Origin of the sequence: Pseudomonas onubensis (assembly GCF_965653655.1) — a bacterium.
Lineage (GTDB): Bacteria > Pseudomonadota > Gammaproteobacteria > Pseudomonadales > Pseudomonadaceae > Aquipseudomonas.
The window spans coordinates 1-20,207 of record NZ_CBFHAZ010000080.1 but is presented as its reverse complement, the minus strand read 5'-3'; the positions used below and the strand labels follow the sequence as shown (position 1 = coordinate 20,207).

At 58.0% G+C, this 20,207-nt stretch carries 28 protein-coding genes and 1 pseudogene; 28 read left to right on the top strand and 1 reads right to left on the bottom strand.

Annotated features, from left to right (window positions below; genetic code table 11):
- Positions 1-333: 333 nt before the first annotated feature.
- The 28 genes and pseudogenes from ACTD9P_RS21965 (at position 334) to recX (ending at position 19,899) form a co-directional block, all read left to right on the top strand.
- Positions 334-1,068: a LexA family transcriptional regulator gene (locus ACTD9P_RS21965; RefSeq protein WP_081321508.1), complete on the top strand. Its 735-nt coding sequence runs from the start codon at positions 334-336 to the stop codon at positions 1,066-1,068.
- Between the two features lie 104 nt (positions 1,069-1,172).
- Positions 1,173-1,388, top strand: coding sequence for a hypothetical protein (locus ACTD9P_RS21960; protein ID WP_438869345.1), 216 nt, complete (start codon positions 1,173-1,175; stop codon positions 1,386-1,388).
- A gap of 285 nt (positions 1,389-1,673) precedes the next feature.
- Complete coding sequence (locus ACTD9P_RS21955) at positions 1,674-2,012, top strand: phage holin family protein (RefSeq protein ID WP_053254660.1); 339 nt, start codon at positions 1,674-1,676, stop codon at positions 2,010-2,012.
- 23 nt (positions 2,013-2,035) lie between these two features.
- Positions 2,036-2,551, top strand: a complete 516-nt coding sequence (locus tag ACTD9P_RS21950) for a hypothetical protein (protein ID WP_438869339.1) — start codon at positions 2,036-2,038, stop codon at positions 2,549-2,551.
- Positions 2,552-2,554: 3 nt separating this feature from the next.
- The gene (locus tag ACTD9P_RS21945; protein ID WP_438869338.1) at positions 2,555-3,166 is read left to right on the top strand and encodes a phage baseplate assembly protein V; all 612 of its coding nucleotides are present in this window, start codon (positions 2,555-2,557) and stop codon (positions 3,164-3,166) included.
- 9 nt (positions 3,167-3,175) lie between these two features.
- Positions 3,176-3,508, top strand: coding sequence for a phage baseplate protein (locus ACTD9P_RS21940; protein ID WP_438869337.1), 333 nt, complete (start codon positions 3,176-3,178; stop codon positions 3,506-3,508).
- Complete coding sequence (locus ACTD9P_RS21935; protein ID WP_438869336.1) at positions 3,505-4,500, top strand: baseplate J/gp47 family protein; 996 nt, start codon at positions 3,505-3,507, stop codon at positions 4,498-4,500. The genes ACTD9P_RS21940 and ACTD9P_RS21935 overlap by 4 nt, the downstream gene beginning before the upstream one ends.
- Complete coding sequence (locus tag ACTD9P_RS21930; RefSeq protein WP_438869335.1) at positions 4,497-5,135, top strand: phage tail protein I; 639 nt, start codon at positions 4,497-4,499, stop codon at positions 5,133-5,135. Before ACTD9P_RS21935 ends, ACTD9P_RS21930 begins: the two co-directional genes overlap by 4 nt.
- On the top strand, positions 5,132-5,662 hold the full coding sequence (locus ACTD9P_RS21925) for a hypothetical protein (protein WP_438869334.1): 531 nt from the start codon (positions 5,132-5,134) through the stop codon (positions 5,660-5,662). Before ACTD9P_RS21930 ends, ACTD9P_RS21925 begins: the two co-directional genes overlap by 4 nt.
- A gap of 22 nt (positions 5,663-5,684) precedes the next feature.
- Positions 5,685-6,527 carry a hypothetical protein gene (locus tag ACTD9P_RS21920; RefSeq protein WP_438869333.1) on the top strand — a complete coding sequence of 281 codons (843 nt, stop codon included), beginning with the start codon at positions 5,685-5,687 and terminating at the stop codon, positions 6,525-6,527.
- 11 nt (positions 6,528-6,538) lie between these two features.
- Positions 6,539-6,862 (top strand): tail fiber assembly protein, encoded by a 324-nt coding sequence (locus ACTD9P_RS21915; protein WP_236708794.1) that lies wholly within the window; start codon positions 6,539-6,541, stop codon positions 6,860-6,862.
- 84 nt (positions 6,863-6,946) lie between these two features.
- Positions 6,947-7,120, top strand: a complete 174-nt coding sequence (locus ACTD9P_RS21910) for a hypothetical protein (RefSeq protein ID WP_163005422.1) — start codon at positions 6,947-6,949, stop codon at positions 7,118-7,120.
- A gap of 2 nt (positions 7,121-7,122) precedes the next feature.
- The gene (locus tag ACTD9P_RS21905; RefSeq protein ID WP_438869332.1) at positions 7,123-8,289 is read left to right on the top strand and encodes a phage tail sheath protein; all 1,167 of its coding nucleotides are present in this window, start codon (positions 7,123-7,125) and stop codon (positions 8,287-8,289) included.
- Complete coding sequence (locus ACTD9P_RS21900) at positions 8,289-8,795, top strand: phage major tail tube protein (RefSeq protein WP_058421630.1); 507 nt, start codon at positions 8,289-8,291, stop codon at positions 8,793-8,795. The genes ACTD9P_RS21905 and ACTD9P_RS21900 overlap by 1 nt, the downstream gene beginning before the upstream one ends.
- A gap of 168 nt (positions 8,796-8,963) precedes the next feature.
- Positions 8,964-9,536 (top strand): phage tail assembly protein, encoded by a 573-nt coding sequence (locus ACTD9P_RS21895; RefSeq protein WP_438869331.1) that lies wholly within the window; start codon positions 8,964-8,966, stop codon positions 9,534-9,536.
- Between the two features lie 127 nt (positions 9,537-9,663).
- On the top strand, positions 9,664-11,148 hold the full coding sequence (locus ACTD9P_RS21890) for a glycine zipper domain-containing protein (protein WP_438869330.1): 1,485 nt from the start codon (positions 9,664-9,666) through the stop codon (positions 11,146-11,148).
- Positions 11,148-11,531 carry a phage tail protein gene (locus ACTD9P_RS21885; protein WP_438869329.1) on the top strand — a complete coding sequence of 128 codons (384 nt, stop codon included), beginning with the start codon at positions 11,148-11,150 and terminating at the stop codon, positions 11,529-11,531. Before ACTD9P_RS21890 ends, ACTD9P_RS21885 begins: the two co-directional genes overlap by 1 nt.
- Positions 11,524-11,736: a tail protein X gene (locus ACTD9P_RS21880; protein WP_017137071.1), complete on the top strand. Its 213-nt coding sequence runs from the start codon at positions 11,524-11,526 to the stop codon at positions 11,734-11,736. Before ACTD9P_RS21885 ends, ACTD9P_RS21880 begins: the two co-directional genes overlap by 8 nt.
- A 9-nt stretch (positions 11,737-11,745) precedes the next feature.
- The gene (locus tag ACTD9P_RS21875; RefSeq protein ID WP_438869328.1) at positions 11,746-12,756 is read left to right on the top strand and encodes a phage late control D family protein; all 1,011 of its coding nucleotides are present in this window, start codon (positions 11,746-11,748) and stop codon (positions 12,754-12,756) included.
- Positions 12,757-12,803: 47 nt separating this feature from the next.
- Positions 12,804-12,962 carry a Com family DNA-binding transcriptional regulator gene (locus ACTD9P_RS21870; RefSeq protein WP_438869327.1) on the top strand — a complete coding sequence of 53 codons (159 nt, stop codon included), beginning with the start codon at positions 12,804-12,806 and terminating at the stop codon, positions 12,960-12,962.
- 38 nt (positions 12,963-13,000) lie between these two features.
- Positions 13,001-13,963, top strand: coding sequence for a DUF6242 domain-containing protein (locus ACTD9P_RS21865; protein WP_438869326.1), 963 nt, complete (start codon positions 13,001-13,003; stop codon positions 13,961-13,963).
- Between the two features lie 479 nt (positions 13,964-14,442).
- Positions 14,443-15,865: pseudogene (gene ltrA / locus ACTD9P_RS21860) on the top strand (group II intron reverse transcriptase/maturase).
- 104 nt (positions 15,866-15,969) lie between these two features.
- Positions 15,970-16,161 carry a zinc finger domain-containing protein gene (locus ACTD9P_RS21855; protein WP_082238708.1) on the top strand — a complete coding sequence of 64 codons (192 nt, stop codon included), beginning with the start codon at positions 15,970-15,972 and terminating at the stop codon, positions 16,159-16,161.
- A 137-nt stretch (positions 16,162-16,298) separates the two neighbouring features.
- The gene (locus ACTD9P_RS21850; RefSeq protein WP_438869325.1) at positions 16,299-17,060 is read left to right on the top strand and encodes an N-acetylmuramoyl-L-alanine amidase; all 762 of its coding nucleotides are present in this window, start codon (positions 16,299-16,301) and stop codon (positions 17,058-17,060) included.
- Between the two features lie 54 nt (positions 17,061-17,114).
- Positions 17,115-17,672: a glycoside hydrolase family 19 protein gene (locus ACTD9P_RS21845; protein WP_438869324.1), complete on the top strand. Its 558-nt coding sequence runs from the start codon at positions 17,115-17,117 to the stop codon at positions 17,670-17,672.
- A 108-nt stretch (positions 17,673-17,780) separates the two neighbouring features.
- On the top strand, positions 17,781-18,281 hold the full coding sequence (locus ACTD9P_RS21840) for a CinA family protein (protein WP_099548533.1): 501 nt from the start codon (positions 17,781-17,783) through the stop codon (positions 18,279-18,281).
- Positions 18,282-18,364: 83 nt separating this feature from the next.
- A complete protein-coding gene (gene recA, locus ACTD9P_RS21835) occupies positions 18,365-19,423 on the top strand; it encodes a recombinase RecA (protein ID WP_003189042.1) in 1,059 nt (352 codons plus the stop codon).
- Positions 19,424-19,431: 8 nt separating this feature from the next.
- The gene (recX, locus tag ACTD9P_RS21830; protein WP_034118389.1) at positions 19,432-19,899 is read left to right on the top strand and encodes a recombination regulator RecX; all 468 of its coding nucleotides are present in this window, start codon (positions 19,432-19,434) and stop codon (positions 19,897-19,899) included.
- Between the two features lie 197 nt (positions 19,900-20,096).
- On the opposite strand, the gene ACTD9P_RS21825 is transcribed toward recX, so the two are convergent.
- A partial coding sequence (locus tag ACTD9P_RS21825; protein ID WP_036984840.1) for a transposase occupies positions 20,097-20,207 on the bottom strand: 111 nt, incomplete at its 5' end.

Below are 20,207 nucleotides of genomic sequence, written 5' to 3'. Positions count from 1 at the left end.
AAAAAAGCTAAAAGGTCACCATCGCACTTTCCGGCAATGGTGCGATCCAGTCAAGCTACACAGACTCAAGGTAACGCCTCGGAACTGATTTTTTTACTTCTGCCAGAAAAGCCTGGGCGTATGCATTACGCGTCTGTGTAGTTCCACAAAAACGAAGAGAGGTATTGTTGTGGTCTGTTGCGCAGAGCCTATACGCAAGCAGGCCCGAGCTTCTAGGCCGGAGGCTTTTAGCTTTAATGATCATTTTACGAATAGCTGGGGATGCAACAAAAATGCATAAATTATGCAATTTAGCATTTGCCAACCCCGAAAACCCCCGGCACTATCGCCGTTATGCAAAAACGCAACGTTTCAACCGTCTTAAGAGAGCTGCTGGACCGCGACCGGATCTCCCCCACGGAGCTTCACCGGCGTACCGGCGTGCCTCAATCCACACTCTCGCGGATCCTCAGCGGCAAGATCGTTGATCCGTCGGACAAGCACATCTCGCGCATCGCCGAGTACTTCCGCGTCAGCACCGACCACCTGCGCGGGCGCGCGGCGCTGGGCGTTGGGCGCGATGACGGGCGCGACCCGATGCATTCGGAACTCAAGGACATAAGCCTGTGGGACGACGACACGCCCGTTAATGATGACGAGGTGTCGATCCCCTTTCTGCGCGAGGTTGAATTGGCTGCTGGATCAGGAAGATTCGTCATCGAGGAAAGCGAGAAGGCCAGCCTGCGGTTCGGCAAGCGCAGCCTTCGCCACAACGGTGTGCAGTTTGACCAGGCCAAATGCGTGACAGTACGTGGCAACAGTATGTTGCCGGTGCTGCGCGACGGCGCGACGGTTGGGGTGAATGCGGGCAAGAGCGGCATTGGTGACATCGTCGATGGCGACTTGTATGCCATCAATCACAATGGTCAATTGCGGGTGAAACAGCTCTACCGCCTGCCTTCCGGGATTCGCCTGCGCAGTTTTAATCGCGATGAGCACCCGGACGAGGACTACAGCTTCCAGGATATCCAGGATGAGCAAATCAGCATCCTCGGCCATGTGTTCTGGTGGGGCATGTACGCCCGTTAACCTTCTTGCGTAAGACAAAGCCCGCCCCTGTGCGGGCTTTTTTTCGACCTTAAAAAACCGGCAAACCCCTGGCCCATCAGGCTATAAATGCACTGATGCATTCCTTGAATAAAAATAAATGCATTTGTGCATTGACTGTATATGCATACATGCATATTCTCCATCTCAAGCCAGCCAACAAGGTGGTGGAGGCGGCAAGGATGCTGCCAAGGAAAGTGACAAGGAAAGTGACAAGGAAGCCACGCAACATCGGCAAGGACGCCATCAAAGCGATGGCAGGGATGCCAGGCAACACCGGCAAGGATGCCGACGCTCTTTAGTTACACCGCTTAAAAAAACAGGCAGCGATGAACCGGCCTTAACGGTTCAGAGGGTTGGCAACTGACCCGGGTGTGCAGCGTAAAGCACCAGAAGCAGTTATCCGGCAGACAGGGATCGTGGCCGGAAAAAACATTGAGGAAAGAACCGTACCGCGCCAGTAGCGCCGAACGTTCGAGGAAATCATTACTGAAAAGCCCGGGCAACCGGGCTTTTTGGAATGCCGACCTATCGAAGCATGTGTAAATGAAAAATGGACTATTGAGTGCTCAGCCAGGAGGCGTGACATGACAAATGAACAACAAGCGTTAGCGGAAATGCCTATCTGGCTGGTCATCGTATTGGCAGTGATCGGCGGTGTATCCGGTGAAATGTGGCGCGCCGACAAAGAAGGCGCACGTGGCTGGTCGCTGATCCGTCGCCTGGCCCTGCGCTCCGGCGCGTGCATGGTGTGCGGGGTTTCAGCCTTGATGCTGTGCTACGCCGCCGGCATGTCGATCTGGACTGCTGGCGCTATTGGTTGCCTCACCGCAATGGCCGGTGCCGATGTCGCCATCGGCCTTTATGAACGCTGGGCGGCCAAGCGCATCGGGGTCAACCAAGGCTCCGGTCAAGACCCGCAGTAACCGTTGCAAGGACGCTATTTAATATGACCCTTATCGAAAAACCCTCCCAACTGCCCCTTGCCATTAGCGCGGCGCTGCATGCGGCCTTCCCGGTCTTGAAGGTCGGCAATCACCAGGATTTTCAGGGTGCCCTGGATAAAACCGGCGTGTTGATCACGGTCGAAGGCAATGGCCCGGGCATTCGCTCTCGTGAAGGGCGCAAGGCTCACGCCCTGACGATTTCGCTCCGGGCCATGGTGGCGCCGGGTGCGCTGCCGTTTGATGCCTGCGACCTGGCGAGCCAGCTTATGGATCAGGTGCTGGATAACCGTTGGGGCCTGCCTTTGGCCCAGTGCGATTTGCCGATAAATATCGTCGCCGCTCCGGTTGCTGCAACAGCAGCAGAAACGGACTACGACACCTGGACTGTCTCCTTCACCCAAACCCTCTACATCGGGCCGGTATTACTCACAGATCCTACCGGCCAGCCGCTGTTTGCCCGCTCCTGGGAAGTGGCGGATATCGACGATCCCGACCAATACAAACCACTGGCGGAGTAGCCCATGTTCGACGCGCTGTTACGCATGCAGCTGGGGCCGATTGTCGAACGCCTGGCAGAGATGGAAACCCAACTTGAAGACCTGTATCGACGCGCCGAGAGTTTTTGCCGGATTGGCACGTGTCAGTCGGTCGACGCCGCCAGCAATACCTGCAAGGTCAGCCACGGAGAATTGCTCACGCCGGCAATCCGTTTTTTCAACCCCAGCGCCGGTGCGCAAACCGAAACACGCATCCCGTCCGTGGGTGAACAATGCCTATTGCTCAACTACGGCGGCGGCGAAGGCGGTGGCCAGTCTGTGGCCTTGTTCGGTCTCAACAGTAGTCTGTTTCCGCCAGCCTCCAACGTTGCCACATTGACCCGAAGGCGCCATCAGGACGGCACCCAAAGCGACTACGACGACGCCAGCCATACGTTCAACTGGGTCAACGGCCCCACCACTTTCAGCGGCTCCCGTGAACAAGTCGACGTGAAGGTCGGCGCCGCCAGCCTGACGATCACTCCCCAGAGCATCGCCGTGCAAATCGGCGGCACCAGCCTGGTACTGGACGCTGGCGGCGCGCACTTCAGCGGCCCGCTGGTCGATCACCAAGGCCGCGTCATCAGCCCCCGATAAGGACATCCCATGCTCGGCATCGATCGAAACACCGGGGCAGCCGTCGATGACTGGCTGCAATTTGTGCAGCGCGCTACCCGAGCGCTGACCACCCCCGTGGGCACTCGTCAGAAACGCCCGCTATATGGCTCGCTGATCCCGCAGCTGCTCGGCCAGAACCTTGGCGACGACCTGCTGATCCTCGCCCAAAGCCACGCCGCGCAGGCGTTCTACAACAGCCACAACGGCATCGGCGATTTTCAACCCCAGGTCATCGTCGCCACCCGCCAAGGCGCCGGCCTGCTGTTGCGCTTCGCCGGCAGCTGGAAAAACCGCCAACAAACCTTCGAGGTCGTGACATGAGCATGCTGATCCCCGGCCAGAACCAACTGGCGGAACCGGCCATCATTGCGGTGGATGAGTTCGAGCCGCTATTGGCCGAATTCAAGGCGTTTGTGGTCGATTACGTCGCCACCCGAGCGCCGCAAAGCGCAGCCAAACTCAAGGTCAGCCTCGACAACGAAAGCGAGTTGCTGACCCTGGCCCTGGAAGCCTTCTGTGTAAGGCTGCAAACCCACGAACGTAAATACAATGCGCGTATCAAGCAGATGCTGGCGTGGTGGGCCACCAGCAGCAACCTGGATGCGCGCCTGGCAGATATGGGCCTGGAACGCCAAGTGCTCGACCCCGGCGACCCGGCTGCGTTTCCGCCGGTGCCGCCGACGTTGGAGAGTGACGACGACGCTCGCTTGCGTTATTACCTGGCACCCCATGCACCGGCAGCCGGCTCGCGGATGCAGTATCGGCGAGAGGTTTTTACCCTGGGTGAACGGCCGTCGGTGAAGGTGCAAAGCGCGACGCCGGGCGTGGTGACGGTCAGCTACACCTTTGACCCGGACGGCTATGCGGCGCAGGTCAAGGACGGCAATGCGCGTAGAACGGCGCCCGGCGAAGTGATGGTCACGGTGCTTGCTCGTGAGAGCGACGGCACGCCATCCGCCGATTTGCTTGACGGTGTTCGCCGCCATTTCGCACGGCCGGATGTGCGGCCGGAGACGGATTTGGTCAGCGTGCAAGCTGCGCAAATCCTGCGTTACAAAATCCGTGTGGTCGCCAAGATCAACGCCGGTCCGGACTCGGGGCTCACTCAGGTAGCGGCGCAGAAACTGCTGCAAGATTACGCAGAGTCTTGTCATCGCCTCGAAGGGCGGGTAGACCCCAGTTGGATCGACTACGCGATTCACAGCGCCGGTGCCGCGCAGTTACAGATCGTTGAGCCGCTCGAACCCATTATCAGCAACGCCTTCCAGGCCCCGTATTGCACGGGTGTCGAGGTGGAGGTGCGCACGTTATGAGTGAGCACAAAGCGAGTTTGTTGCCAGCCAACAGCTCACCGTTGGAAAAGGCTCTGGACGTGGGATTCGGGCAATTGCTCGACCGGGTCATGCCACCGTTTCCGGCGTTGATGAACCCACTGCAAACCCCGGGCGAATTTCTGCCGTACCTGGCCGCCGACCGCGGCGTCAGTGAATGGGACGCCGACGCCAGCGAAACCGAAAAGCGCCTGACCGTGGCCTTGTCCTGGCAGATCCAGCGTCAGGCAGGCACGCCCAAGGCGTTGAGTCATGCGGTGGAATCGCTGGGGTTCACCCCCAACATCAGCGCCTGGTATCAGCAGCGGCCAAGGGATATGCCCTACACCTTCGACGTGCAGGCGATCATCGGACGCAGTTGGTCCAGCGGTGATCACAATCGTTTGATTCGCCGTATCAACGCGGCCAAGAGCGAGCGGGACCAGGCGACCATCACCATCGTGCACGAAACCCAAGGGCGGCTTGCGCTCACTCAAGTCCTCCATGCGCCGTTAAGTGACGGCGAGTTGTACCTGGACGGAGCGCTGCCGGAGGTTGCGCTGGTTGCCCGGCTTAACAGCGCTGGGGTTGCCCAGCACTACACCATTAACGACTACGACCTCAGGGCGCAGCCATGACAGATGACATTACGCGCCTGGTGCGCTTCACCTCCAAGGGTTTGGATGAAGTGCTGCAGGCAAAGAACCAGGGATTGAAAGGCGAGATCACCCACATCGGCGCTGGTACTGGCCGCTATAACCCGGACGGCGCGCAAGTGGCCTTGCGTGATGAACGCCAGCGGGTCGCCATTGTGGATTACGAGGACCTGGGCGACCGGCAACTCAGGATGGCCGCGCTGTTTGACGGCGAGGCCGAGTATGAAATTGGCGAGTTCGGTTTTTACCTCGCCAGTGGGACCTTGCTGGCGGTGTATTCCGTAGCGGGGAAGTTGCTGACCTATAAAGCGTCGGCGGCACGGGTGCTGCAAAAGTTCACGCTGGATATTTCGCCGTTGCCAACAGACAGTGTGACGGTGGTAGTGGGCAGTGAAAACCTCAATGTCTTATTGACCGAAGAATTCGCTCAACTGGCGGCAGCCAGCGTTGACAACATGGCGAGGCATGTGGGGGTTTTGTTTCGCGTCATGAGTATGGAAACCAAATAGATATTTTACAGGGAGTTTAACGATGAGTTTGGAAACGGTAATCGCCGGCTTGGTGTCGGCATGCAATGCGTTGACGGACACGGTCAATAAAAAGATTTCATTGATAGATCAGCGCGTCGCTGCGGCAACTGAACAGGTTCCAGCTGCTGTTCGAGCAGAGGTTAACAAGGCGTTATATGTCGACTCTTCCAGCGGTGTGGACACTAATAGTGGTTTGACTCCCGATAAGCCGCTTAAAACTATTGCGGCGGCGGTGAGCAGAGTTATGTTGTGCGGCTCCGCGACTATTTTTTTGCGACGCGGTAAGGTTTATGAAGTCGGTCGGGGCCTGGGCGGCACCAACGTTGATAATATGTCGATTCTATTTGTGCCCTACGGTACGGAAGCCTCTAAACCAATTGTGCGCGGGGCATTGGCGCGCTTTTCTGATTCCAATACTTATGTGTGTGGTGGGTTCTCTGCCTTCACCGAGATGTCTATCAAGTTTACGGACTGCCGAATCGAAACTGGGCTGGCTAATGGAGTGACGCAATACGGTCCCGATTACGGAGGTTTGTTTACTCGCGACGGTGGTTTTGGTGAGAGTGTGAGTTTTAAACTCTTCTTTCATAAGTGTGAAGTCGTTGTTCAAGACGTGCCGCTGTTCAGCACGTATTACGGATTTATTCAACTTAGCCTTGCGCAGACGACAATCAGTAAAGGTGGGACACAGAGCACAATCGTGAATGTCGGTGTGCCTAAAATGGTTGATATCAGTAGCGTGTCTATTGTTGGTTTCGGCGCTGGGGCAACGCTGGATAATCTGCTTACTTTGGCGCCAGGTTCCTACACCGCCAGGCAGGTTTATACAACTATTTCTGCATAAGGAGTTTTTAAGTGAGAACAGTTACTTACAAGGGCTCGATCTACGTCAATCCAGACGCAGAGAGTCTTCAGCATATCGGTTTGTCGTCTGACGATGCGGCTGAGGTTATGGCACTGCTGGTTAGCAGTGAAACGCTGCAACGTCGAGACGAGCTACTGCAAGTCGCGGCGATACGCATCGCACCGCTGTTGGATGCACAAGAGTTGGGGAAGGCAACCGATGACGAGTTGGCACGGCTGCAAGCCTGGAGGCTGTATCGAGTCGAACTGAACCGCCTCGATAAGCAGGCAGGTTTCCCATCCTCAATCGATTGGCCTGTAGCGCCAACCCAGTGACTGACACGACCGCGAAAGCGGTTTTTTTTCGCCCACTGAATTTTCTTGTTCAGAAGGCATTTTTGCGTCTGGAGAAACTTACCCATGGCCAACCGCCAAACCTACACCGTCCTCATCCCATTCCCCACCGGAGGTGGCCATTGGTCCACCGCCGGCGAAGAGCTGGAACTGCTCGACGTCGAAGCATCCGCCCTGCGCACCGCCGGCCGCCTGGAACTGACCAGCGTCCTCAACTCCACCCCCAAGAAGGCTGACTAATCATGGCTGAGGTTTTGAACTTCGAGCACAACGGCATCACTGTGAATGCCACTGAATCCCCCGAGGCCATGGGTGGCCTGGGCGACAACGTTATCGGCCTGGTCGGCACCGCGCCGAATGCCCACGCGTCGATTCCGAAAAACGCGCCGTTTCGCATCAACAGCTTTACCACCCAGGCGCTGCTGGACCCTACCGGCACCGAGTCGGGCACGCTGTTTCAGGCGGTGTACCAGATCCTTAAAGTGGTGAAAGTGCCGGTTTATGTGGTGATCGTGGAGGAGGGCGCAACCCCGGCCGACACCGTCAATAACGTGATCGGCGGCAACGAGCCAGCCACCGGCCGCAAGCTGGGCCTGGCGGCTCTGAGCAGCGTCCCGGAAGACCTGACCATCATCGGTGCCCCAGGCTTCACCGGCACCAAGGCTGTGGCCGGTGAGTTCGCTGCCTTTGGCAAGCGCATCAAGGCCCGTGTAGTGCTGGACGGCAAGGACGTCTCGGTCGCTGACCAAGTGACCTACAGCGGTGAACTGGGCGGCGCCGACCTCGGCTTCGACCGTTGCCTGCTGGTGCACAACCTGCCGTCGGTGTATTCCAAGGCAGCCAAGAAAAACGTATTCCTGTCGCCATCCTCGCTGGCCATCGCCGCACTGGCCAAGGTCAAGCAATGGGAAAGCCCAGGTAACCAGGTGACGTTCGCCGAGGACGTTTCCCGCGTGGTCGAGTACAACATCCTCGACACCTCCACCGAAGGCGACCTGCTCAACCGTTACGGCGTGAGCTACTACGCGCGCACTATCCTTGGCGGTTTTTCGCTGCTGGGTAACCGCTCCATCACCGGCAAGTTCATCAGCTATGTCGGCCTGGAAGATGCCATCAGCCGCAAGCTGGTCAAGGCCGGCCAGAAAGCCATGGCCAAGAACCTCACCAAGTCGTTCATGGACCAGGAGGTCAAGCGCATCAATGACTGGCTGCAAACCCTGGTGGCCGACGAAACCATTCCCGGCGGCAGCGTGTACCTGCACCCGGAGTTGAACAGTGTCGAGAAGTACAAGAACGGCACCTGGTTCATCGTCATCGACTACGGCCGCTACGCGCCGAACGAACACATGATTTATCAACTCAATGCCCGCGATGAAATCATCGAGCAATTCCTGGAGGACGTTCTCTAATGTTTACCAACCGTGTAAGACAGGCCATTGCGGCCACCCTTCAAGGCCTGCCGTTGTCCGCGACGGTGGAGGAGTTCACCCCACCAAAGATCGAGTTCGACATGGAACCCATGTCCGGCGGGCGCTTTATTGCAGAAGAAATGGCCAAGAGCGGTAAGGTGCTCGGCGCCACCCTAGTGCTGCAAGGTGCCGGCCCGGAAATCATGTTAGCCCTGGGCGTGCGCCTGGGTGACGACATCCTGCTCAACGTGCGTGAAGCCGGCCAGGATCAAGATGGCAAAACTTACTTCACCTACCACACCGTCGGCGGCAAATTGAAATCCCTGGCCGAGGCGAAGCTGAAGATGGGCGACAAGGTCACCACCACCCTGGAGCTGTCCTGCCGCACCTACAACCGCCTGGAAAATGGCATTCCGGTGATCGACATCGACGTGCGCACCCAGAAGTTCGTGCTCAACGGCGTCGACATTCTCGGCGATGCCCGCCGCGCGGTGCTGATGCCGTAAGCCTTCACGGCACCTGAAGTGGACACTGTCAGTGTGGGAGCGGGCTTGCTCGCGAATACGGCGTGTCAGTCAATACATGTGTGGCTGATAGACCGCATTCGCGAGCAAGCCCGCTCCCACATGGACCGGTGTTGTCTTGCAAATACTTTTTTACCAAGGAATTGCCCCATGGCCTGGATGCCACCGCTGCACATTCTGCTGTCTCCGATCACCGCCGACACTGGCGCGACGATCCAGCAGGTTCAACTCAAGCCGTTGTTTTACGCCGCGCAAAAAGACGCGCTGGCCCGGGCCGGTGATGACGAGGACGACCAGTTTTTTGAACTGGCGAAACTCGCCACCGGCCTGTCGGAAAAAGAGCTCGACCAGCTCAAGCGTCCGGACTACGTGAGCATCGCTCAGTACGTACATGACATGTCGACACGCCCTACGTCGTTCTTCCTGGATCAGCCTGACGAAACGAACCACAACCAGCCTGTCCAGCTGTTGCTGGCCCTCGACGCGGCCGGTCGCAGCCTGACCGAACTGCTCCTGGAAATGCCGGCCCTGCGCGCCACCAAGGTGATGAAAAAACTCGCCACCCACAAAGAGCGCGCCGAGTTCATCACCGCGCATTGCACCGGTTTGATGATCCCCGATCTCGCCGGCCTGACAGTGCCCGACTGGACGCAACTGCAGGAGCGCATCGACGATTTTTTAAATCAACCGGCGGACTTCTTTCGCAGCGCGACATCGAAGTAATCCTCGATGTGGTGCCGCTGATTTACTCGGTCAATGAGGCAGAGATCCTCGACTGGGACGCCGGCAAAGCATTGCGCCGCTACGACATCGCGATCACTCGCCTTGGCGTTAAACAGGAGTAAGCGGGATGCAAGAGAGTCAATTTGGAACGCGACTCGCCCAGGAAGACAAACGTTGGCTGCTTGGTGATGCGGACCTTGGCAGTGTGCTGGCACCTTTTAGCGCAGACCTTGCCGCGCCTGTCAGCCTGGATTCGGTGCCTCAGCCTGCGCCGCAGCCAGAGCTGACCTCGGCGTTGGTCACCGTCAGCGTGGACATCAACGCCCTGACACAAGAGCAGGTCCGTTTGCGCGAGGCACTGGAGACGCTCACCAGCACACTGTTTATTAGCGAAAATTCGCTGGCGACCAAAAACACAAATATCAGCACCGCAACCACCACAGGCTTGCCGGTCAAGCCTGAGCCTGCGCCCCGCTCCTGGCCCGACCAAGGTCTTGAGCTAGGCGCGGATGCTGCCAAGTTCGTCGGCAAGGAAGTGCTCAGCGGTTTGTGGGATAAGGCCAAGGACAGGCTTTCCGGCCGCGCGCTTGATGCGGTGGCTGACCGCTTTCCAACCGCCGCCAAGTGGCTTAAAGAAGATAAGGACAAGGACAAGGGCAAAGACGCGGGCAAGGGCAAGGACTGCTGCTGCACGGGAGCGCTGCCAGCGGATATTCGTGGCCCACTTGAAACGGCCGCCGCGCAGGTGCCTGAAAGTGTCGGCGAAACCGCCAGGAAGAAAGACAAAGCGCGGCCCAAGGTCGCAGCAAGCAAGCCGCGCGGCGCGCGCAAGAAGACCCGTCAATCCAGATCACGCGAGATTAAAACCAGCCTGGTCAGAACGTCGGCCGATATCAAATCCCAAGGTTCCGCCGCTGCGGCCAAGGTCTCGCTGCCGGTCAATGTTATGGGCCAACCTCGGCTTGCGTTCGACAGCAAGCGAGCGGCGCGAGCCGCTACCCAGTCTCCGGGGGCTTCGTTTACTTCCTATGCGGCGCCTGCGGCAAACCGAACCCTGACGCGTGGCGCATCCAAAGGCTTGGCGGCGGGCTTGTCGGGAGCGCTGGCAAAACTCGAGTCGTCCGCCGTCCGCCGTATCGGCCCTATGAAATATGTCGACACCGCCATGGACGTGGCCCAGGGCCTGCGCAACGGTGACGCCAAAGCCGTCGGCGCGGGCCTCACCACGGCCGGTGGCGCCTGGGCAGGAGCCTCCGCCGGTGCGGCCATTGGCACGCTGATTTTCCCCGGTGTCGGCACCGCCGTCGGTGGCGCTATCGGCGGCTTGCTCGGCAGTGAAGCGGGCACCTGGCTGGGTGACAAACTGTTCGGCTCAAATGACCGCCTGCCTGCACCCGGTGCGGTGAGCAAAGAGCTCAACGCCGCGCGTACCGACAACGTGCAAGTCACCCTCGCGCCGAGCATTCAGATTACTGGCGTGAACCCCGCCGATGCCCAGCAAGTCGTCAACCAAGTGATCCAGGCCCTGCAATTTCGGTGCATGCCGATGGTCACCGACACCCTTGGCATTCGGCGCAACGCGGCGCTGGCCGATCCACCAGGAGGTGATTGATGCGACAACAAATGATCCTCGGCGACTTTATTTTTGGCTTGTCCCGTGGCTTTGCCTATTCCGGGCTGGTGCGTACCACTGACGGCGGCTGGAGTGACCTGGCGATTATTGCCAGCAAGCCCCAGTCGCGGCAAAGCGGCCAGAAGCTGGAAAAGCTCACGTTCACCGGCACAGCGATGTACGCCATCGGCATGCAGCGCCTGGACGAGTTGCGCGCCCTGCAAAATTCGCGTGCACCCTTGCCGCTGGTCGATGGCATCGGCCGTAACTGGGGCCTGTGGCGGATCAATTCGGTAATGGAAACCCAAAGCAACGTGATCGATGACGGCACTCCCATGGTCATGGCCTGGACTATGGAACTGGAGGAATTCGTCAATGCGTAGAGTGCGAAGTATTGCCGGTGATTCGGTCAACCTGTTGCTCTACCGCGAATTGGGCCGTTGCGATGACGCGGCGGAAGAAACCCTCTGGCGTCTGAACCCCGAGCTTGCCGAGTACGGGCCGGTACTGCCCGCCGGTGTGTGGGTCATCGTGCCGGAAATGCAAGCGAGGCCGGCTGCTGTGCGGCCCGTTCTGGCGTGGGATTAAGGAGGCAACATGGCACAGGGATTTACGCCGATCGTGGAGTTTTATGGCGCTAATGCCGCGCTGCTCAATCAACGCCTGATGCATTGGAGCCATACCGACGCCGCAGGTATCGAGTCTGACCGGCTGGAGTTGACCCTCAATATCGAGGGGCTGGAAGGTTTGCCCAGTCTGAGCGGCAAAATCGGTTTGCGCGTGGGTTATCAGGAGTCGGCGCTGGTGGAAAAAGGCGAGTTTGTGATCACCCAACGCACGCCCGTGCTGTTTCCCATGCGCTTGATGATCGTGGCGACAGCCGCACCTTTCAGCATGCTCGACGCCAGCGGTTATCGCCAGCGACGGTCGGCCAGTTACGGGCCAACCACGCTGGGCGCACTGTTTCGCCAACTGGTCAGTCGTCACGGTTTTTCACCGCGTGTTGCACCTGCGTTGGAAGGCATTGCGATTGCCCATATCGACCAGTCCAACGAAAGCGACATGGCGTTTATCACCCGCCTTGCCAAGCGCTACAGCGCGGTCACCAAACCAATCAACGAGCTGTATGTGCTGGCCGAGGCGGGGCAGGTTAAATCGCTGTCCGGGCAACTATTACCGCAGGTGAAGCTGTCCGTGACCCAGGACAACCGACCCGGTGACCAGGCCTTCATCACTGCCAAGCTCGACGAAACGTCTCGCTCCAAATACATGGGCAGCCGCGTGACCTGGTGGGATGCCGCAGGTGGCAAACAGCAGGTAGTCGAAGTTGGGGTGGCCCCATTCAAAACCTTGCGCCAGCGCTGCCAGAACCAAGCCGAGGCGCGTGCCGTGGCTGAAGGCGAACTGCGACGTGTGGGGCGCGAAGGCTTGAAGCTGGTGATCGATTGCCCTGGCAACCCTTTATTGGCTGCCGAAGGCGTGTTGTTGCTGGACGAAACCTGGCCTTCGTATATGCAGGGGCAGTGGTCGATGAAGCAGGTGGTGCATGTCGGCGATCCGGTGACGGGGTATCGCAGTTCGATCACGGCGAATGGGTTGTCGGCGTGAACAGGTAAGTCATTCGTAGCATTAGTTCACTGATGTTGGAGGAACTTATGTTGAGAGAGCTTCGATGCGCAAACTGCAAAAAACTCCTCGCTCGAATAGGTGAGGTTACAGAACTCCAGATCAAATGTTCCCGATGCGGGACGTTGAATCAGGTGAAGGCCGCGAGCCTCGAGCAATCGCCTTTGAGCGCCATACGCCCAATATAGAGGCCTGAACTTAAATCAGCTCAGTCACGGAGTTTAAAATGGAAAACGCAAACTCAGCGTCTCAAACCTTGCAAGATCTTTGGACCCAAGTGCAACCGGTGGATAACACCGGCATGCTTAGGCGCGTGGTTTTTGGGGACGGCAAGTTTTATGCGGCTGGTGGCAACGGTCTTCCCGCAACCACTCAGCTTGTCAGCGGAGGCGCGACTGGTACAGCGTGGACCAAGCTTAAGGACGTCGTCACCTCTGATAGCGCAAAGGTCCTCAATGACCTGTACTGGAACGGTCTTGGGACACAGCTTCAAGCCGTTTCTCAATCCGGCAATGTGGCCTACGGCAGCACAGCACGCCCTGAAAGAGCTTGGACAAACATTACGGCAACTGTTCGCGCGTCCGGAGACTTGCAAGGCATTGTGTATTATCAGCCAATTTCCGGCAGCGACGCGACCTGGATACTGGTTGGGTCTAACGGTAAAGTCTTTTCCCGTTATGGCGATTGGTCAGGCCAGGTGGAGCGCACTACGACCTTCACTTCTGACGAGACTGTGTACTGCGTCAACGTCATTGGCGTTTTTGTGTTGGTTGCGGGATCGAATGGGAAGCTGCTTAGCGCTGTGAAGATGGCGACGGGTAATCCGCAATCATTCTCGACCGTAATCAGCACCTTCGGCACTAGCACCATCCTTTCCATGAAGCTTTGCAACGGGAAAATGTTTATCGTTGGTGCGGATGGCAAGATGGCATATTCACCCGATGGGCTTAACTGGACTGCTGTTGCAGATACCAGTTTCGGTGGAACCATCATCCGCGACATTGCTTACGGTAATGGCAAGTATGTAGCTGTCGGCGACGGCGGCAAGACAGCCGTTTCCGAGGATGGGATCGGCTGGGTTCAGCAAGCCAACACTTTCGCAGGAACCGATATCCGGAGCGTCGCCTACGGCAACGGCAATTTTATAGCTGTTGGTGCAGGCGGCAAGATCGCTTACTGGACTCCATGATCTTCTATCTCCTTGCGTAATAGAGCCCAGCCGTCGCGCTGGGCTTTTTATTGGTGCGCCAGGCATGGCGCGTTGCGCGAAGCGCAACCAGCTTGGCTGTGGTGGCCACGTTGGTGACTTGGAGGTGAAAGTCCTCTACACACCCGGCAAGGGGAAGTGTTAGCCAGAGGCAAGGGTGTCGCGGGTGACCGCGAATCTGAAGGAAGCCCGAGGCAAAATGCTGGCCTGACGAACAGGAAGCGGATAGAGGCGGCACAGCGGGGTAAGAAGGCCAATATCTTCAAAGCCCAATACTTGCACGGAGCGCTGTGACGTAGATCCGACAGGCATAAGCAGGAAGGTCGCGCGAATTACCCTGGGAGATCTGCACGTTTGCCATTGTGCTACCGAGCGTCGAGAGGCGACGGGATGAACCTGCAGAAGTCAGCCGAGGCTGTAGTAAGTGGCGAGTAACCGCGCCACCAAGGGCCGAACAGGTTATGCCGCCAGTAGGCGTCAGAGTCTCGTCGAATGTTGAAACGCAGAATATTCTCCAAGAGAAAACTGTTACTCCAAGTCCCGGACGGTATCCGAGGATGACGGCTGGCAGGGCGCAAACATCGGCGGCGTCTGTGGCGTGGACGAACGCGGAGCCGGACACGCTGATGGCACGGGTGCTTTGCACCCGCTAACCTCAAGCGTGCGTATCAACGCGTAGTCAGCAACAAGGGCGCACCGGGTGTCGATGGCATGACGGTCGACCAGTTGGCGGGCTACGTGAAACAGTATTGGCCGATCCTCAAGGCTCGGTTGCTGGCTGGCGAGTATCACCCGCAAGGTGTACGCGCCGTCGAAATCCCCAAACCCAAAGGTGGAACACGGCAACTGGGTATTCCCAGCGTCGTGGATCGCCTGATCCAACAGGCTGTGCTGCAACAGCTCACGCCGATCTTCGACCCTCTGTTCTCGGATTACAGCTACGGCTTTCGTCCGGGCAGAAGCGCCCATCAAGCCATCAAAACAGCCCGCAGCCATGTGGCGGCGGGACACCGCTGGTGCGTGGAACTCGATCTTGAGAAGTTCTTTGATCGAGTGAATCACGACGTGTTGATGGCCAAAGTTGAGCGTCATGTCGAAGACAAACGCGTACTCAGACTGATCCGCCGTTACCTTGAAGCGGGAGTTATGTCAGGCGGGATCGCCAGCCGACGGCAAGAGGGGACGCCGCAAGGCGGCCCGCTCTCACCGTTGCTGTCGAATATCCTGCTCAACGAACTCGACAAAGAACTGGAACGGCGGGGTCATCGTTTTGTGCGCTATGCCGACGACGCAAACATCTATGTGCGTAGCCGTCGTGCTGGCGAGCGAGTGCTGGCCAGGGTCGAGCGTTTCCTGAATCAACGTTTGAAACTGACGCTGAACCAGGAAAAGAGCCGTGTAGCACGACCGTGGGCCTGCGACTACTTGGGTTACGGGATGAGCTTGCATAAACAGCCGAAGCTGAAAGTGGCCACGATGAGCCTGAATCGCTTGCGCGACCGGCTCAGACAGCTGCTGCGCGGAGCGCGGGGCCACAAGATGGCGAATGTCATCGATCGGATCAACCCGGTGTTACGTGGTTGGGCGGGCTACTTCAAGCTAAGCCAGAGCAAACGGCCCCTTGAGGAGCTGGATGGCTGGATGCGCCGTAAACTTCGATGTGTCACATGGCGCCAATGGAAGCAGTCCTCAACGAGGGCGCGCAACCTAATGCGTCTGGGGCTCGACGAAGCACGTGCCTGCAAATCCGCGTTCAATGGACGAGGTCCATGGTGGAACTCGGGAGCGCCACATATGAATCAGGCGCTACCGAAGAAGCTGTGGGATCGACTCGGACTGGTCTCAATACTGGACACAATAAACCGGCTTAGCCGCATAGCTTGAACCGCCGTATACGGAACCGTACGTACGGTGGTGTGAGAGGACGGCGGGATTTGAATCCCGCCTCCTACTCGATCCCACGGAAGGGGTAATTCAGCAAAAGGAATTTGCAGATGTTGAAAGAATTCAGATGCGGTAACTGCAAAAGACTTCTCGCCCGCACGGGTGGGTTTACAGAGCTCCAGATCAAATGTTCCCGATGCGGGACGTTAAATCATGTGAAGGCCGCGAGCCTCGAGCAATCGCCTTTGAGCGACATGAAAGCGGAATCCTCCGCGACAAATCATTCGACTCAATAGGTGAGTACACATGAACACTATATTGAACTTCATCGTCTCTGAGTGCGCCAGGTCGCAGCATTCGCGTGCGGTTAATTCAAGGCGCGGCGCGTGTGCTGCGTAATAGCTAAAGGATGGATAGGAAAAAAGGAGGCTCTATGTTTACGATTGACTACAACACTTATCGCACGCTTAAACCTTACGGCAAACGTGTACGTTTCCTGGTGTTGCACTACACCGCGTTGGACTTTTCTGGCTCGGTCAAATCGCTGACTACCGGGGCTGCAAGTGCGCATTATCTGATCCCGGATCCAACCGATCCGAGCTACATTGCGGCGGGCTTCAAGGGGCAGAAGATTTTCAGTCTGGTGGCGGAAGAGGACCGTGCGTGGCACGCAGGTGTCAGCCAGTGGGCCGGTCGTTCAGGGTTGAACGACACCTCTATCGGTATCGAGATTGTTAACCAGGCCACGGATGTCGACGGCGTTTTCACGTTCCCTGACTACCAGGCTTCGCAAATCAGAGCCCTCAAGCAATTGGCGAGGAACATCCTGCAACGTTACCCGGACATGTCGCCGAAAAATGTGGTAGGCCATTCCGATATCGCAGTCGGTCGCAAATCAGACCCGGGCCCCAAGCTTCCCTGGAAAGACCTTGCGCAGGCAGGAATCGGCGCCTGGTACGACGATTCAGTCAAAGATAAATACCTCCAGCAATTCAGTGGCGAAATGCCTGAGCGTGAGCAAGTGGTTCAGGCGTTTTCCCGCTATGGCTATGGCATTGAAACGCCCACTTCTGATGGTTTTTTCAGTGCGCTGGTACGGGCTTTTCAACTGCACTTTCGGCCTGAAAACCATGATGGCGTGCTGGATTGCGAAACCTGCGCGATCTTGTATGCACTGAATGAAAAGTACGCCTGAGTTCGCGTGGCACTCAAAGCTCGATCTTCATTTCGCAGCGCCGAGGAGGGCAACATGGTCTTGTCCGAGCAACAGTTAGTTAAAGTCTTACCACGCTCGCGGCTTAAAGCCGGCGTCTTCATTTCTGCCTTAAACACGGCCATGTCACACCACCAAATCATCACACCTGAGCGCATGGCCGCATTCCTCGCCCAAATCGGCCACGAATCCGACCAGTTGCTCTATGTGCGCGAACTGGGCAGCGATCAATACCTGAGCAAATACGACACCGGCACCCTGGCCGCGCGTTTGGGCAACACCCCCGAGGCAGACGGCGATGGACAGAAGTACCGGGGCAGGGGGCTTATTCAGATCACCGGGCGGCGCAATTACCTTGCCTGCAGCCAAGCGTTGTTCGGCGACGACCGCCTGTTACAGCAACCGCAATTGCTGGAGCAGCCGCAATGGGCGTGTGAGTCCGCCGCATGGTTCTGGCAAAGCAATGGTTTGAATGAACTTGCCGATAAAGACCAGTTCACCACCATCACCCGGCGCATCAATGGCGGGCTGAACGGGCTGGACGAGCGTTTGCAACTGTGGGCGCGGGCGAAGGCGGTGTTGGGCATTTCCTGAGGTGGCGTGCGCGTCGTCGGCCGTTAGCGTCTTGATGCACTCTGCAACTTGCATGGCCGATAGGCTCCTGTAGGGTAGGCAAACCCCCGCCCACTCCTGGAGACGACTGTGAAGGAAATCACTCAACTGGCCGCTGAACTGGGTCGCCGTTTGCAGGTGCTCAATGCTCACGTCACCACTGCCGAGTCGTGCACCGGTGGCGGTATCGCCGAAGCCATCACGCGCATACCGGGCAGTTCGGCTTGGTTTGAGGCCGGGTATGTCACTTACTCCAATCGGCAGAAGACCCGCCAGTTGGGCGTGCCGGAGGCGTTGTTCCCCAAGGTCGGCGCCGTCAGCCAGGAAGTGGTGGAGGCGATGGTGCGCGGTGCGCAGGAAAAAAGCCTGTCGCGCTTTGCCGTGGCGGTCAGCGGTGTCGCGGGGCCGGATGGCGGATCGCCGGACAAACCGGTGGGCACCGTATGGCTGGCGTTCGGCGTGGGCGATGAGGTGACGGCCGAGTTGGCGCACTTCCCCGGCAACCGCGACGAGGTCCGTCGACAAACGGTAAAGGCCGCGCTGGAGGGCTTGTTGCGACGAGCTGCAGCAGAAATCGAAAATCAGGGGTAGGCGATCGCGGATCTTTGTGGAACAATACTGTCTACTTATACAGGTGTTGGCCGTCAGGCCTTATTGATTACGTGAGGACTTTAATGGACGACAACAAGAAGAAAGCCTTGGCTGCGGCCCTGGGTCAGATCGAACGTCAATTCGGCAAGGGTGCCGTAATGCGTATGGGCGATCACGACCGTCAGGCGATCCCGGCTATTTCCACTGGCTCTCTGGGTCTGGACATCGCACTCGGCATTGGCGGCCTGCCAAAAGGCCGTATCGTTGAAATCTACGGTCCTGAATCTTCCGGTAAAACCACCCTGACCCTGTCGGTGATTGCCCAGGCGCAAAAAATGGGCGCCACCTGCGCGTTCGTCGACGCCGAACACGCCCTGGACCCTGAATACGCCGGCAAGCTGGGCGTCAACGTTGACGACCTGTTGGTTTCCCAGCCGGACACCGGTGAGCAAGCCCTGGAAATCACCGACATGCTGGTGCGCTCCAACGCCATCGACGTGATCGTGGTCGACTCCGTGGCTGCCCTGGTACCGAAAGCTGAAATCGAAGGCGAAATGGGTGACATGCACGTGGGCCTGCAAGCCCGCCTGATGTCCCAGGCGCTGCGTAAAATTACCGGTAACATCAAGAACGCCAACTGCCTGGTGATCTTCATCAACCAGATCCGTATGAAGATCGGCGTAATGTTCGGCAGCCCGGAAACCACTACCGGTGGTAACGCGCTGAAGTTCTACGCTTCGGTCCGTCTGGACATCCGCCGTACCGGCGCGGTGAAGGAAGGTGACGAAGTTGTGGGTAGCGAAACCCGCGTTAAAGTCGTGAAGAACAAAGTGGCTCCTCCATTCCGTCAGGCTGAGTTCCAGATTCTCTACGGCAAGGGTATCTACCTGAACGGCGAGATGATCGACCTGGGCGTACTGCACGGTTTCGTCGAGAAGTCCGGTGCCTGGTACGCCTACAACGGCAGCAAGATCGGTCAGGGTAAAGCCAACTCGGCCAAGTTCCTGGCGGACAATCCGGATATCGCTGCCACGCTTGAGAAGCAGATTCGCGACAAGCTGCTGACCGCAGCGCCAGACGTGAAAGCTGCCGCCAACCGCGAGCCGGTTGAAGAAGTAGAAGAAGCCGACACCGATATCTGAAGCAAACGATGACTGTGGTACTGGATACACTCGTCGCCGTTCGGCGCACCGCGATGGACCTGCTCGCTCGCCGCGAGCATGGTCGAGTCGAGCTGACGCGTAAACTGCGTCAGCGCGGTGCAGAGCCCGAGATGATCGAAACAGCCCTCGACCGTTTGACGGAAGAGGGGCTGCTTTCCGAAGCCCGTTACCTTGAAAGCTTTGTTTCCTACCGCGCGCGCTCCGGCTACGGCCCGGCGCGAATCCGTGAAGAACTGAGCCAACGCGGCCTGCAACGCGCTGATATCGACCTGGCCCTGCGTGAGTGCGGTATCAGTTGGCAGTCGCAGTTGGAAGATACCTGGCGCCGCAAGTTTGCCGGCCATCTGCCGATTGATGCCCGGGAGCGTGCAAAGCAAGGCCGCTTCTTGAGCTATCGCGGGTTTTCGATGGACATGATCAGTCGGCTGCTCAGCGGTCGAGACATGGACGATTAAGTCTTCAGGCGGGTAAAAATCTAAATGTGGGAGCTGGCTTGCCTGCGATGGCAGTGGGTCAGCTACCTATAAGCTAGCTGGCAAACCGCAATCGCAGGCAAGCCAGCTCCCACATTGGAATGTGTTGGTTGTCGGGATGCCAAATCCCGATAAAAAAAAGGCCCACTACGACAGTAGTGGGCCTTTTTTTTGGTTCTTCACGGATTACCGGGAAAGACGCTCTTGATCTTCATGAAAAAGAACTCGCTATCCCGGTAACCGTACGCCATCCGCTTAATGACCTTTATTCGATTGTTTATCCCTTCCAG